At 42.8% G+C, this 14,926-nt stretch carries 12 protein-coding genes; 9 read left to right on the forward strand and 3 right to left on the reverse strand.

Going from position 1 to position 14,926, the window contains the following annotated elements; translation table 11 throughout:
- Positions 1-123 precede the first annotated feature (123 nt).
- Together AB4135_RS10760 and AB4135_RS10765 are read left to right on the forward strand one after the other, a co-directional pair.
- Positions 124-915 carry a type IV toxin-antitoxin system AbiEi family antitoxin domain-containing protein gene (locus AB4135_RS10760; RefSeq protein WP_371992744.1) on the forward strand — a complete coding sequence of 264 codons (792 nt, stop codon included), beginning with the start codon at positions 124-126 and terminating at the stop codon, positions 913-915.
- Positions 908-1,843: a nucleotidyl transferase AbiEii/AbiGii toxin family protein gene (locus AB4135_RS10765; protein WP_371992746.1), complete on the forward strand. Its 936-nt coding sequence runs from the start codon at positions 908-910 to the stop codon at positions 1,841-1,843. The genes AB4135_RS10760 and AB4135_RS10765 overlap by 8 nt, the downstream gene beginning before the upstream one ends.
- 73 nt (positions 1,844-1,916) lie before the next feature.
- Here AB4135_RS10765 and AB4135_RS10770 read toward each other — a convergent pair whose 3' ends face one another.
- On the reverse strand, positions 1,917-2,246 hold the full coding sequence (locus AB4135_RS10770; RefSeq protein ID WP_371992747.1) for a hypothetical protein: 330 nt from the start codon (positions 2,244-2,246) through the stop codon (positions 1,917-1,919).
- Between the two features lie 218 nt (positions 2,247-2,464).
- Between AB4135_RS10770 and hsdR the strand changes: the two genes are divergently transcribed.
- A complete protein-coding gene (gene hsdR / locus AB4135_RS10775; protein ID WP_371992750.1) occupies positions 2,465-4,918 on the forward strand; it encodes an EcoAI/FtnUII family type I restriction enzme subunit R in 2,454 nt (817 codons plus the stop codon).
- 87 nt (positions 4,919-5,005) lie between these two features.
- On the forward strand, positions 5,006-6,361 hold the full coding sequence (locus AB4135_RS10780) for an MATE family Na+-driven efflux transporter (protein WP_371992752.1): 1,356 nt from the start codon (positions 5,006-5,008) through the stop codon (positions 6,359-6,361).
- Between the two features lie 39 nt (positions 6,362-6,400).
- Here the strand turns inward: AB4135_RS10780 and AB4135_RS10785 are convergent, their stop codons facing one another.
- A complete protein-coding gene (locus AB4135_RS10785; RefSeq protein ID WP_371992754.1) occupies positions 6,401-6,694 on the reverse strand; it encodes a hypothetical protein in 294 nt (97 codons plus the stop codon).
- 118 nt (positions 6,695-6,812) lie between these two features.
- Between AB4135_RS10785 and AB4135_RS10790 the strand changes: the two genes are divergently transcribed.
- Both AB4135_RS10790 and AB4135_RS10795 read left to right on the forward strand, forming a co-directional pair.
- Positions 6,813-6,962 (forward strand): hypothetical protein, encoded by a 150-nt coding sequence (locus AB4135_RS10790; protein WP_220738851.1) that lies wholly within the window; start codon positions 6,813-6,815, stop codon positions 6,960-6,962.
- Between the two features lie 10 nt (positions 6,963-6,972).
- Entirely contained in the window at positions 6,973-7,104 is a 132-nt protein-coding gene (locus tag AB4135_RS10795) for a hypothetical protein (RefSeq protein ID WP_371992756.1), read from the forward strand.
- Positions 7,105-7,167: 63 nt separating this feature from the next.
- On the opposite strand, the gene AB4135_RS10800 is transcribed toward AB4135_RS10795, so the two are convergent.
- Entirely contained in the window at positions 7,168-7,572 is a 405-nt protein-coding gene (locus tag AB4135_RS10800; RefSeq protein WP_371992758.1) for a hypothetical protein, read from the reverse strand.
- Between the two features lie 252 nt (positions 7,573-7,824).
- Between AB4135_RS10800 and AB4135_RS10805 the strand changes: the two genes are divergently transcribed.
- From AB4135_RS10805 to AB4135_RS10815, 3 genes are all read left to right on the forward strand, one after another.
- The gene (locus AB4135_RS10805; protein ID WP_371992760.1) at positions 7,825-9,318 is read left to right on the forward strand and encodes an N-6 DNA methylase; all 1,494 of its coding nucleotides are present in this window, start codon (positions 7,825-7,827) and stop codon (positions 9,316-9,318) included.
- A complete protein-coding gene (locus tag AB4135_RS10810; RefSeq protein WP_371992762.1) occupies positions 9,318-11,288 on the forward strand; it encodes a restriction endonuclease subunit S in 1,971 nt (656 codons plus the stop codon). Before AB4135_RS10805 ends, AB4135_RS10810 begins: the two co-directional genes overlap by 1 nt.
- A gap of 75 nt (positions 11,289-11,363) precedes the next feature.
- Positions 11,364-14,900 carry an AAA domain-containing protein gene (locus AB4135_RS10815; protein WP_371992861.1) on the forward strand — a complete coding sequence of 1,179 codons (3,537 nt, stop codon included), beginning with the start codon at positions 11,364-11,366 and terminating at the stop codon, positions 14,898-14,900.
- Positions 14,901-14,926 lie beyond the last annotated feature (26 nt).

Consider the following 14,926-nt stretch of genomic DNA (forward strand, 5'->3'; position numbering starts at 1 on the left):
GATTTCTTTTAGTTTAATAATTTAAATAAAGATGTACCTCAGGTATCACTATATTGATTTTTATAAACTCAGGTTTTATAGTTGGTTTATAAATTGGTGTAAAGTGGTACTAAAGGTGTAACTATGTCATCAAAAGTAAACTGGCTCATAAATAATACACATCCAGGTGCTCTAGTGCTTCAATCGTGGCTGACGCAAAACAGTATAAGCCCATCTTTAGTGAGAAAATATGTAAGCAGTGGCTGGCTGAACAAGATCAGAGCGGGTGTTTATTTTCGTCCTGAATCAACGGGTAAATTGAAACCTACTTGGGTTGAAGCGCTAAATGCTGCTAATGAGCAGTTAGCGCTTTCTATACACCTTGCGGGAGTTAGCAGTCTAACTCATCAAGGGTTGAGTCATTATCTACAGCTAGGAAGCGAACAAGTGTGGGTTGGTTGTAGCAGTAAAAACGCATTGCCAAAATGGTTCCGTGAACTTGATGGGCAAAACTGGTTGTTCTATACCAGCAATAAATTGACTCAAACGTTAGAAAAAGACTTCATAACAATAACTGTGAACAACAGAGAAGTTAAGGCCAGCACCGCTGAACTCGCGGCTTATGAGGTTGTTAATTCGATAGGTAAGCAGATAAGCTTTGAGCATGCAGCTGAGCTGTTTCAAGGGCTGGTAAATTTGAGCCCACGACGAGTGCAGTCAATACTCAGTCGAAGTGATGCCGTGCAAACCAATCGACTCTTCCTATTTCTTAGTCACTACTATCAACATCAGTGGGCTAAGAGATTAGATGAATCACAAATACATTTAGGATCGGGAAAGCGCCAAGTCGTTTCCCAAGGTAGTTATGATGAACGGTATCAGATAACCGTGCCTGTATCATTTATGAAGTCAAAAGAAGAAAACCAATATGGATAAATCGTCGGTTTACTATCAACAAGTCACTTTGCTTATCCGGATGCTGCCGCTAGTCGCCAAAGAAGAGGTGTTTGCATTAAAGGGTGGCACCGCTATTAACTTATTTGTGCGCGACTTTCCAAGGCTGTCAGTGGATATCGATTTAGCATACCTTCCATTAGACTCAAGGGAGCAAGCACTCGAAAATGTAAAGGCTGCACTTGGGCGACTCACCGACAATATTAATACTCAGCCCAACCTCAATGCAGTGTTTCAAGATAATAAACACGATGAGTTACGAGTTGTTGTGACCAGTGAGAGGGTCACAATAAAGATTGAAGTATCACCAGTCGCTAGAGGGACACTGCACAATGCTGAGGTGATGCCAGTAGCTGAATCGGTAGAAGATGAGTTTGGCTACGCAGAGATCCCTGTTGTGAGCTTGCCAGATCTATACGGTGGTAAATTATGTGCAGCAATGGATAGGCAGCATCCACGCGATCTGTTCGATGTAAAAATGCTGTTGGCTGAAGAGGGGATAACAAGGAACATTTTAGTAGGGTTTTTAACTTATACTCTCAGCCATCCGAGACCAATTAGCGAAGTGATGTCACCGCGCTGGAAAGAGCTTGATGCAAGCTTTAAAGCTGAGTTCAATGGAATGACAACCAAGCCTATTGAGCTTGATGAGTTACTTGTCGCACGCACTGAAATGTTTACGGCTCTCAAGACACACTTTACAGCAAGGGATAGAGATTTTTTGTTGTCGTTTAAAAGTGGTCATCCTGACTGGTCACTGTTTGACGAGCCGAGTGTTGAGGCACTGCCAGCAGTAAAGTGGAAGTTATTGAATATCCAGAAGCTGGCAAATAACCCAGTAAAACATCAACAGCAACTCACTAAGCTTGAAGGTGTATTAGAGCTGTGGGTTGCTGGTGGCACTTTCTAATTTGGGTGGGTGTATTATCTAAGTTTTAGGTAGCTTTCTATGTGTAGATCTAAACTATTCCCTCTGAAAACGACTACCAGTTCTTGGCGAAATTACCATGCAGATTACGTTTTGCTAGGCCTGTATGGGTTATTAGCCATTGTATAGTTGTTGAATTACACGGCTTTGACTTCGGCACAATGCTCCTAATGACTTTAGTGCTTAGTTCCCCTGTTCGGAGTACTGCATAAATGTCCACCAGCTCGTTCTTTGAAACAAACTTCTTATTGCGTTCTCCAATACGATAGTAGATGTTTCCATTTTGCATCATTGCTAATATTTCTGAAGTAACTTTCGGTTTCTTAATGATGTCACCAACATTAATTCCAGCATATATTGTTGATATGAATTCATTCTCAGTCATAACTAAGTACGGTCCTTGTTTCAGGTAGGAAAAGTAAAAGGTGAACGATAAAAAATGATCAACTTTAGCGAATGATCTTAGTCCATTTTTTATAGGATGGTTAGTTCACCATATCCTTGAGCTAAATCCTGTGTTTCTATAATGGTTTATGGCACAATCCAAACGGGCATAACTGTCCGAAATTGTTTGTTATCTTCTAAGAAGGACCTTGATTGGCGATGAGCATTAATAAAGCAAAACTGACTGAAACCGATATCATTACCAAGTTCATCATGCCTGCAATAAAAGATGCGGGTTGGGATGATATGACGCAAATTCGCCAAGAGGTGAAGTTACGTGACGGTAAGGTGATTGTACGTGGCCAATTAGGTGTGCGTAAAACCGTAAAGTCTGCCGATATTGTGCTTTATCATAAACCGAGCATGCCGTTAGCGGTTATCGAAGCTAAAGCTAACAAACACAGTTTAGACAAGGGAATGCAGCAAGGGTTAGACTACGCTCGCTTACTTGAAGTGCCATTTATCTTTGCCACTAATGGCGATGGCTTTATTTTTCACGATAAAACCAAACTGGGTACAGCCGATGCACATAACCTTGAATCTGAAATCCGCTTAGAAGATTTCCCATCACCGCAAGAACTTTGGGCTAAATATTGTGCCTGGAAAGGTTACACCGAGTCACAGCTGCCGATTATTAACCAAGAATACTATGATGATGGTAGCGGTAAGCACCCACGCTATTATCAGCTGCAAGCCATCAATAAAACCGTAGAAGCCATCTCATCAGGTACAGACCGAGTTTTATTAGTAATGGCAACAGGTACAGGTAAAACCTACACCGCATTTCAAATCATTTGGCGCTTATGGAAGTCACGCGCTAAAAAGCGCATCTTGTTTTTAGCGGATCGTACAGCATTGGTTGAGCAGACTCAGCAAGGAGACTTTTTACCATTTGATACGGCAATGACCAGAGTGAAAGGCAGAACTGTCGATCCAGCATATGAAATTCATTTGGCATTATATCAAGCGTTAACTGGCCCTGAAGAAAGCCAAAAAGCCTTTAAACAAGTCGACCCAGATTTTTTCGACCTTATCATCATCGACGAGTGCCATCGAGGTAGCGCATCAGAAGAAAGCGCATGGCGCGAAATTCTAGAGTATTTCAGTAGTGCAGCCCAAGTAGGCTTAACTGCCACCCCAAAAGAAACCGATGAAGTATCTAACTCAGACTACTTTGGCGACCCAGCTTATACCTATTCATTAAAAGAAGGCATTGAAGATGGCTTCTTAGCACCTTACAAAGTGGTGCGTGTAGACATTGATGTTGATTTACAAGGCTGGCGACCAACAAAAGGCCAGATTGATAATCAAGGTGAAGTGATAGAAGACCGGATCTATAACCAAAAAGATTTTGACCGCACCATGGTGATTGATGAGCGCACACAGCTGGTGGCCGAGACAATAACCAATTATCTAAAACGTACCGACCCAATGGCAAAAACCATTGTATTCTGTAACGACATCGACCACGCCGAACGTATGCGCCGCGCTATTGCTAATCTCAACCCTGAGCAAATGGCCAAGAACGAAAAGTTTGTGATGAAAATTACCGGTGACGATGAACTCGGTAAAGCACAGTTAGGCAACTTTACTAATCCTAAAAAAGCCTATCCAGTCATTGCGACCACATCAGAGTTAATGACCACAGGCGTCGATGCTAAAACCTGTAAGCTCGTGGTGTTAGATCAAAACATACAATCCATGACCAAATTTAAACAAATCATTGGTCGTGGTACACGTATCGATGACAAATATGGCAAGCTGTGGTTTACCATTTTAGATTTCAAAAAAGCCACCGAACTGTTTGCAGATGAACGCTTTGACGGTACACCAGAAAAAGTCATTAAAGTCACCCCAACAGACATTGAAGATGAAGAGATTGATCTCGATTCAGTCATCGATGCAGATGAAGAAAATACCGATGCTGATCTGGCAACTGATGAACATAGCACTGATAACAATCAAGATGACACAGTAAACGAATCCCAAGGTGATGGTAGCTTTGACGGTGAGTGGACTGATGAACCGCAAAAGATTAACAAATACCGTGTATCAGGAGTCAGCGTCAGTAAAGTTGCTGAGCGTGTTCAGTACTACGACAGTGACGGTAAATTGGTGACCGAATCATTTAAAGATTACACCTGTAAAACCATGGCAAAACAATTTGGTTCGCTTGATGAATTTGTCAAACGTTGGAACGAGTCTGACCGCAAACAAGCCATCATTGATGAACTCGCCAATGAAGGCATTATCTGGCAAGCACTAGAGGAAGAAGTGGGTAAAGATATGGACCCATTTGATATGATTTGTCACGTGGTGTATGACCAACCAGCATTAACCCGTGCTGAACGCGCCAATAATGTTAAAAAACGCAATTATTTCACTAAATACTCTGATACCGCACAAGCAGTTTTAGAGAATCTACTGGTAAAATATGCCGATGTTGGTGTGCAAGAAATCGAATCCATGCAAGTGCTCAAAGTCGCCCCGTTTAATCAAATTGGCAACACTAAAGAGATCATTAAAAATGGCTTTGGGGGTAAACCGCAGTACGAGCAAGCAATTAAAGAGTTAGAAGCTGAGATATACCAAGTCCACCAGCAATCAGCATAATGGTATTAGCCAAGGTACATCCGCCAAAGGTTAGACCGTTGGCGGGTATATTACCCGTGTAACCATTAGTTAAGGTGTAGTTGAAATATGTTCCAAAGCTTGAGGCTATCTGCTTCCATCAACGCTTTTAAGCAGATCAATTTTGAGCTACTACTGGTACTTGTTCTTACTAGCTTAATACCACTTATTTATTCGACCACTCGTATTCATTTTTTAGGTAACTTACCTGAACCTTGGTCTTTCAGTATTGCAGCGCAAGTTGCGTGGCTGAATGTGGGTTATGAAGTGTTAGCTGAAGCATTATTATTGCCTTTTGCTTATATTTTAGGCCAGGTAAGAAAGCACCCGAAAGCTTACAATATCCGTATTTCTACAGGTTTAATATTATTGCTACTTGCCTATGCTGTAGTCACAGTTTTAGTCGCCATATTCACACCGCAACTGGTGAAAGGTATGCAGCAGCAAACAACACTTATCGCACAAACAGTTAGCTATATCAGGCTTGAAGCGCTCGGTATTTTCATATCGAGTGTATTTTCATTTGCTAGCTTAGTATTGGTACTGAAAAATCAAAAGGTGCTAATTTACAAACTTCTGATCCTTCAAACTGTGTTAATCATCCTTGGTGACAGTTTGTTTGTGAGTCATTTATCGTTTTCATACCAGCTTGGGGTAAATGGTATTGCATGGACAAATATCATTACCCATAGCATCTTGGCGGGCATATCTATTGTTTACCTTTCGACTAAAGGGTTATCAATAAAACGAATACATTTTATTGAACAGTCATGGCTTAAAGATTGGTTACGGGTAGGGTGGAAATCAGGATTAGAATCATTAGTGCGCAATACCGCATTTGTGGTGATGATTTTACAGCTAGTCAATCAAGTGCAGCAGGCAGGAACATACTGGCTAACTAATCAATTTATTTGGGGGTGGTTGTTATTACCTATTCTGGCGATAGGCCAATTGGTTAAGCGAGATGCGGCCAATAATAACGGCCTAAGTACAGATGAAATCAATGGTTACATGGTACTGGCATTAGTATTTGTCATGCTATGGCTTTGCTCTACAGCAGCATGGCAATGGTTTATACATCAAGTGATGGGCGTTGCAGAGCCTCAACCCGTCGTGCATTTAGCGTTACTCATGTTAGGCTTCTATATTGTTTTTGCTTTTAATCATGTCATCGACAGTTACTTTTACGGCATAGGCCGCACAGACTTAATGCTGTATCAATCGCTAATCGTTAACACTTTTTTCTATGGTAGTGTGTTTGTTGCTTATCAATTTGGCTGGTTTATTCCGTCACTCAATAAAATTGCCATTATGTTTGGTATTGGTATGACAATCGATGCGTTTATTACTGCTTACCTGTACAACCGGTTAATTAAAGCCCGCCAATCTCAGATGATTAACATTGTAGCTTGTGCTAATAAGTAACGAAATCAAAGGAGGGTAAGCGCTCCTTTGCTTATACAATTAGTTGTCCAGCTCACCAGAAAGCTCTGTAAGGTCAATAGTAATCTCATCATTTAAGCAGCTATGACTAACAAACTGGCTTCGGACTTTATCAAGGTTGAGTGCTTGATAACTAGGCTGTTCTGTCAATATATCAAGGTATGAATCTAACACTTCCTCTTTGGTCGTTTTTCGCTGTAGCTGCTTCTTAATGTTCTCAGCAAGCTTTTGCTCAGCCTCTTCATCATTGTCATCAAAACGTGCCTCATAAACTAACCCTGCAAAATTGTTGATACTCAAGTTTAGCTTTTGCATGATTTCTCTAATTTGCGCTTGTTTTAGCTTTGTCCCCATTGGTCCCCACACCCTATGTCATTCTGTGCCTGTCTTAGCGAAGACACTCATTAAATTAATCAGTAAAAAGGAATTAAGCATGACTAAAAGTAAAACCCCAATGACCCCAGAAGCCGCTGCTCGCATTCACTCAGGCACAGCCAAGCAAAATGGTGGCAAGGTAGATAAAGGTAGTTTTGGTGCTCGCGCACAACGTGCAGCAGAAACTAACAAAAAGTCAGGCAAATAAGGAGATTACCGTGAACAAATCAACACCTAAATCAAACTCTAAAGCACCGGCAGCGCCTCGTCCAAGTACCCCCCCCAACTACCCAAGCACAACGGGTAAACCGTCTGGCGGCGGGCGCGGTAACGTCCCAAAGGGTAAGTAAAACGATGTAACGTTAAATTCGACTAAAGCGGTCACCATTGGTGACCGCTTGTTTACCTATAAATTATCGGCAGCTCTTAGCATTCTGACGAAAAATAGGAACAAAGCCTTTCGCATTGTCTTTATAGTCAGCATAAGGATAATCTTCCTGAGTATCTTTAAGCGCGCATAGGCAAGCATCGCGCTTGCTGAGATAGTTGCTTTTAGAAATAGAATTTGTACTTCCATTAATACAGCTATCCAGCAACGCATATTCCACCGCTATTGGGTAACGCTCACCATAGCCTTTAATCTCATCATTGAGAGTATGAAAGCCAACATAAGTTAAAAGGGCGAGCGCAGTGCCTGTTATGATTTTTCGTTTAGAAAATTCAAAACCTTTGTAGTCTTTCTCACACTTCTTACAGCGTATGTTTTCAGCGTACTCGATTTTATTATCTTCGCTGCAATGGGGGCATTCAATAATCATGGGACACCACTAACTTTCATCCTTGTTAATCAGTTGTTTGGCAATTATTTAATCATAGTTAATTGATTACTGCATACGTTTATATCTCATTTTTTAAAATGCTTTTAATAATAACCGAGCAGTCAACTCTGTAATTTATCGAGCAGGAGAGTTTCATCATGTTTATGAGCCTTTTATGGCTTATTATTCAGTGTATTGATGTAGTGTTTTTGCTACTATCCTAAGCAGTTTTTTTGTATTCAGGAAAGTTTTATGTCTATCAGTTCAGCAATCAAATCCATCCAAGATATTATGCGTAAAGATGCCGGAGTCGATGGTGACGCACAGCGCCTAGGGCAAATGTCTTGGTTACTTTTCCTTAAAGTGTTTGATGCCCAAGAAGAAGAGTTAGAGCTTGAACTAGACGATTACCGTGAGCCTATCCCAGCAGAGTTCCTATGGCGCAACTGGGCGGCTGACAACCAAGGGATCACAGGTGACGAGTTACTGGACTTTGTAAACGACGAACTATTCCCTCAGCTTAAGAACCTTACCGCGCCAATCGATATGAACCCGCGCGGTTATGTCGTTAAAGCAGCATTCTCAGATGCCTTTAACTACATGAAAAACGGCACGCTACTTCGCCAAGTGATTAACAAACTCAATGAAATCGACTTTACCGACTCAAAAGAGCGCCATTTGTTTGGTGACTTATACGAGCAAATCTTAAAAGACCTACAAAGCGCCGGTAATGCAGGTGAGTTCTATACCCCACGCGCTATCACTAAGTTCATTGTCGCGGTAACCGATCCTAAGCTTGGCGAGTCTATTATGGACCCTGCTTGCGGGACTGGCGGCTTTTTAGCGTGTGCCTTTGACCATGTAAAAGCTAACTACGTAACATCAGGTGAGGACCACCAAACACTGCAACAACAAATTCATGGTGTTGAGAAAAAGCAGTTACCACACCTACTATGTACCACCAATATGATGTTGCACGGCATTGAAGTACCAGTACAAATCAAACACGGCAATACTTTAAACAAGCCGCTTTCAAGTTGGGATGACCAAGTAGACGTCATCATCACCAACCCACCCTTTGGTGGCACCGAAGAGGACGGCATCGAAAAGAACTTCCCGAGTGAATATCAAACTCGTGAAACTGCTGACTTGTTTCTGCAATTAATTATTGAAGTCTTAGCTACGAAGGGCAGGGCAGCGGTGGTATTGCCAGACGGCACCCTATTTGGTGAAGGTGTTAAAACCAAAATTAAAAAGCTGCTATGTGAGGAATGTAACCTGCACACCATCGTGCGTTTACCTAATGGCGTGTTTAACCCATACACCGGCATTAAAACTAACATTTTGTTCTTCACCAAAGGCACCCCAACCAAAGATGTCTGGTTTTATGAGCACCCATATCCAGCAGGGGTGAAGAACTACAACAAAACCAAGCCAATGAAGTTTGAAGAATTTGAAACCGAACTTGCATGGTGGGGCGTTGAAGGCGATGGTTTTGCATCACGCGTTGAAAACGAGCAAGCATGGAAAGTATCAATCGACGACATCATTGCACGCAACTACAACCTCGATATTAAAAACCCCCATGTGGGTGAGGTCATCAGTCATGACCCACAAGAGTTACTGCAAAACTACGCCAAGCAACAAGCGGATATTCAAGCCTTGCGTGACCAGCTTAAAGGCATTCTTTCTGCCGCCCTTGCTCCGACAGCTGTCACTCCAGTAAAGAGTGGAGAAGCTAAATAATGGCTGAGCATGATGTAAAAGTAAAAGAAACAGTAGAGAAAACAGCTGAACAACTCATCACAGATAATCTAGATATCTGGACGACAGCTATCGAGCAAAAGTCAGCGTCAGGCCGTGGTTCATCAAAGAAGTTCTCATTGCATGGCATCAAAAAGCTGCGCGAGCTGATTTTAGAACTCGCCGTGCGCGGCAAGTTAGTACCGCAGGCCAGCCGCGAGGCGAGAAATAGTGCTAACTATGAACCAGCTTCTGTATTGCTAGAGCGCATTGCCGCTGAAAAAGCGCAATTGGTCAAAGATAAGAAGATTAAAAAGCCAAAAGCCTTGCCTGAAATTAGCGAGGATGAAAAACCGTTTGTGCTGGCTGTAGGATGGGAGTGGAGTCGATTAGGTATTTTGTCGTTTAAATTAACGGATGGTTCTCATAACCCAGCAAGAGACAATGGCGAAGGTTATCCAATGCTAAGCGGGCAAAATGTTAATTATGGGCGAATAGACTTTGATAACCCATCTCGTTATGTTGATGAACTAAACTTTGTAAAAGAAGACTCAAGAACTCAGATAGAACCTAAAGATGTACTTTTGACGATTGTAGGCTCTATTGGCCGCTCGGCAGTGGTGCCAAACAACCCACCCAAATTTGTACTTCAACGAAGTGTTGCGGTGATTAAAACAAACTTGAAACCTGAGTTCCTTTGTAACCAGTTCATTTCGCCACTATGTCTAGAATATTATGATGAACATGGCAAAGGAACTGCACAAAAAGGTATTTATTTAGGTAAGCTATCGTTAATGCCTATAGCTGTTCCCCCTCTCGAAGAACAACATCGCATCGTTGCTAAAGTCGATGAGTTGATGAGCTTGTGTGATGCCCTAGAAGCGCAAACAGAAGCGAGCATCGCTGCACACCAAACCTTAGTTGAAACCCTGCTTAATGCGCTGTTACTGCCTAACACCACCCAGCCATCAGATGCCCAAACAGCCAGTGGCAGCAAAACAGTAAACAGGCCTAATTCAGGAGCCAGTGCTGAACATGCACAAAGCACTGAGCCGCACTTAAAAGGTAACCTGGAGCCGTCTTTAGCAAACAGCCCTGAGCCGTCTTTTATAAATGATTTCGCAAAAGATTGGCAACGTGTCGCCGAACACTTCGACACGCTATTCACCACCAGCGCCAGCATCGACACCCTAAAACAAACCATCCTCCAACTCGCCGTCATGGGCAAGCTGGTGGAACAAGATGCCAATGATGAGCCTGCCACTAAACTACTACAGCGTATCGCCGCAGAAAAAGCCCAGTTAATAGCTGACAAGAAAATCAAAAAGCAGAAACCACTGCCCGCCATCACCGATGAAGAGAAGCCGTTTGAACTACCGAATGGATGGGAGTTTGTAAGACTCGGGGATTTAACTTCTAGGCTTGGTTCGGGCAGCACTCCAAGAGGCGGACAAAGTGCATACGTGGATGAGGGAGTGATTTTTTTACGATCTCAAAACGTATGGAGTGATGGCCTTAAGCTTGATGATACTGCCTACATCAGCAAAGAAACGCATGAGAAAATGTCTAATACGCATGTATTTCCCAATGATGTGCTTCTTAACATAACAGGTGCATCTTTAGGCCGCTGTACAATATTTCCTGAAGAGCACATTACAGCAAACGTCAGTCAACACGTTACTGTTATCCGATTAATAGAACCTAAAATGAGCCTGTTTCTGCATTTGGGAATTATTTCTCCGTTAGTACAGCGTTTAGTGTGGGGGCGACAAGTTGGTATGGCGATAGAAGGACTTAGCAAGAAGGTGCTTGAGCAATTTGAATTTCCGTTACCACCACTCGAAGAGCAACACCGCATAGTAGCCAAAGTCGATGAGCTAATGGCGCTGTGCGACCAACTCAAAGCCCGTTTAAGCGACGCTCAAACCACCCAACTCCACCTCACCGACGCCATCGTCGAACAGGCTGTTTAACTATGGTTCCCTTTGGGGAAAGTATAAGACTCATAAAGCAATATGGCTGGCAAGGCTAAAAAGGATGTGTCATTGATGGTTCAACAGGCGTGGGCAACATATTGGCGTAACTCATTGGCTGATGCCGAGTCGGGTAAGGGAGGATTATCGGTTCATGACAGCAAGGCGATGATTCAGGTTGAGCGCTCAGTAAGAAAAACAGGCATGCTTAGCGCCGAGACGGTCGCTAGTTTGTTCAAGGATACTGATGAGAAAACTCATGCTGTCTATGTGATTTATCGGCCCGGTGTATTAAGGCTTACTCTGCAACATGGCAAAGCTCACCAAGGTAGTTTGCCCGCGATCCTTTCGGCCTTGGCTTGCCCGCTATGGGTCAATCGTCAAGGTTATCTCTTTCCTGCGGCACCAGCGGTAGTACCAAGAGACATACTCGCGCCACAAGATGAGAGTCGTTTGACCATAGGCAGTGTGGCTGAGCTAGACAGCTTCCTTACTGACAATCCATTTAGAGAATGGAGTGAAGCAGAGGTCGAAGATGAGTGTGTAGATGATGCAGTAGCCGAGCAAAAAGAAGTGTGGAAAGCGTATATTGACCATTGTGCGGCACTATATAAAAAGATTTGCCAGTCCCAGCTTACTGGCGAGTTAAGTGCCCGTTATCAGCAAGCAGATTATTCTTTGGTAGAACCTGTCGAACCATCATCTGGTATGTCAAAGAAAATTTTAGCCTTATATGATGGGATTATTAGCCACAAGGCTAAGATTGCGCTTTTCAATTCCTATGCTAGCAAAACGTATACTGAGCATGAGGCTTGTATCGATTTTTGTTTGTCGATAAGTCAACGCTTAGGCCATTCCAGTGAGCAATATGCCTTAGCCGATGCCCAGCGCGATGCATTGACCCATTCGTTAACGATGAAAAAGGGTGACATTCTCGCCGTCAATGGTCCGCCGGGCACCGGAAAAACCACCTATTTATTATCTGTGGTGGCATCTTTGTGGGTTGAAGCGGCACTTAAACAAACTTTGCCGCCAGTGATTTGTGCCGCCTCGACTAATAATCAGGCCGTGACCAATATTATCGATGCTTTTGGTAAGGATTTTTCAGAAGGTGAGGGCGAGTTAAGTGGCCGCTGGCTGCCTGATGTCACTAGCTATGGCGCCTATTTTCCTTCTCAACAGCGTCAGCAATCAGCACAAGAAAAGTATCAAACCCAAGCCTTTTTTGATCAAGTTGAAAATAGGGACTATATCGAGCGTGCAGAAGCATATTTGTTGCAACGGGCACACAAGTATTTTTCATCGGATAACGAATTAACACTGGCTGAGATTAAGTCTATGCTCCATGGGCAATTGCTTGATAATCAATCCAAATTAGCCAAGCTTGAGCAGCGGTGGCATGAGCTATCCGATATAAGAGAGTGTGTTAATAGAGCGCTTGGGCATGAGCCAGCTAGTCGGCTCGCACAGCTTAAGTCTGAAGTAACTCAGTTAGATGACAAGGCATCATCGATACAAGCTAAGTTACATCAATGGCAAGCATTTTTAGCTAATGAGTCATTATGGTTGTCACTTTTCACTTGGCTTAAACCTGTGCGGGTCAAACGTGATCTTAAACGAACCTTGTTTATAGCGGCTAATTTTACCGCTGAGCAGGCTCAGTTACTCCCGCCGAATGATTATGATCAGATTGTTGAATGCCTGAGTAACGAAATCAAGCGGTATCATCGCGGCTCCTTAATGCTTGCTAATGAGTATCAAGCTAAGCTCGCACTGTATAAAAAGCAGTTAGCCCTTGAGCGGCGTTGGAGTCAATTGGCTGAGTCTTTAGGTATGCCTGCTGATTCGACTCCTACCTTAAGTGAACTTGATAAACAGCTTGATACCCGCATACGTTTTTTAATGTTCCGTATAGCGGTTCATTATTGGGAAGCGTGTTGGTTGATAGAGAATAAAGCGCTAGGAGATGAGCTTAATAAAATAAAAGACAAGACAGGGAAAAAAACGGTGATGCCCCGCTGGCAGCGCAGAATGATGCTGACACCTTGTATTGTTGCAACTTTTCATACTTTGCCATCATTGATGACATGCCAAGCATTTAATGATGGTGGTTTTGATGACGAATACTTGTTCGACTTTGTTGATTTACTGGTAGTCGATGAAGCGGGGCAAGTCTCACCAGATGTCGCTGGAGCGTCGTTTTCGCTTGCAAAAAAGGCCTTGGTTATAGGTGATGTGCATCAAATTGAGCCTATCCGTTCAATTACTGGAGTGATTGACTTAGGCAATTTATTTAAGCAAAACCTTGTCGCTCAGCGTCAAGATTATGAAACTGTTTTGGAGCAAGGCAGAAGCGTGGTTAATGGCAGTGTAATGCATATTGCACAAGCAGCGAGTCGATATCAGTATCAAGCTGATATGGAGGCGGGAATGTACTTGCGCGAGCATCGGCGCTGTTTTGACGAGATTATCTCGTTTTGTAATGCACTGTGTTACAAGGGCGTGCTATTACCTAAAAGAGGCCTTTCTAAGCAGGGGAATGTGTTACCGTCTTTCGGACATCTACATATCGATGGGAGAGCTGAACAGCGCATTGGAGGCAGCCGTTTTAATGCGCTTGAAGCCGAAACAATTGCTGATTGGCTTAAGCAAAATACAGCTCAGCTCGAAGCAAGATATAGTAAGAAATTAGAACAGATTGTTGGAGTCGTAACGCCATTTTCAGCGCAAGTTGATGAACTCAAACAAGCTTGTAAGCAACATGGTATATCAGCGGGCAAAGATGTTGGCCAATTAACTGTTGGCACCACACATGCTCTGCAAGGAGCAGAAAGAGAAATTATTATTTTCTCGCCTGTATATACTCGGCACAGTAATGGCGAGTTCATAGACCGCAAGGATAGTTTGTTAAATGTTGCCGTTTCTCGTGCAAAGGATAGCTTTTTAGTTTTTGGCGATCTTGATGTTATTTCTGCTGCCTCATCCCATAGTCCACGTGGTTTGTTAGCAAAGTATTTATTTTCAGACGCCAGTAACGAACTTGTCTTCAAAGTCAGTCAACGGAAGGACCTACTCGCTTTATGCAGTGAACCCAAGTTAATTAATAATGCTAAAGAACACGATCAATATTTGATTGAGACTTTAGGCAACGTTAGTCAAGTTCTTCACATAGTTTCGCCGTGGGTAAATCATACTAAGCTTGAAGAAATCGGAATTTTAGCGGGGATTCGTGAAGCTATATCTAGGGACGTTGCTGTAAAACTTTATACGGATAGGCATTTCAATACCACTGTAAACAATAGATTTGATACGGCTAAAGAAAAGGCGTTTATTGATTGCTGTGAAAGTCTGGCTGATGAGGGCGTTGATGTTTCAGTTATACGTGGAGTACACAGTAAGCTAGTTATGGCTGATGACTCTCATATAAGTGTTGGTTCTTTTAATTGGTTTAGTGCGGCCAGAGAAGGCTGTTATGCCAATATCGAAACTTCCGTTATCTACTCTGGCGAGTTGGTAAAAGAGATTAAAACTCAGGTTGCTTTTTTACAGTCACGAGTGGATAAGTACTACCCTGGCACAAGAGAGAGCCAATACATTGAAAATTTGGTTTGATCTTTTTAGTGACAACGGAAAAAAAA

It is taken from the genome of Shewanella sp. 10N.286.54.B9 (assembly GCF_041468565.1).
In the GTDB taxonomy this organism is placed as follows: Bacteria; Pseudomonadota; Gammaproteobacteria; order Enterobacterales; family Shewanellaceae; genus Shewanella.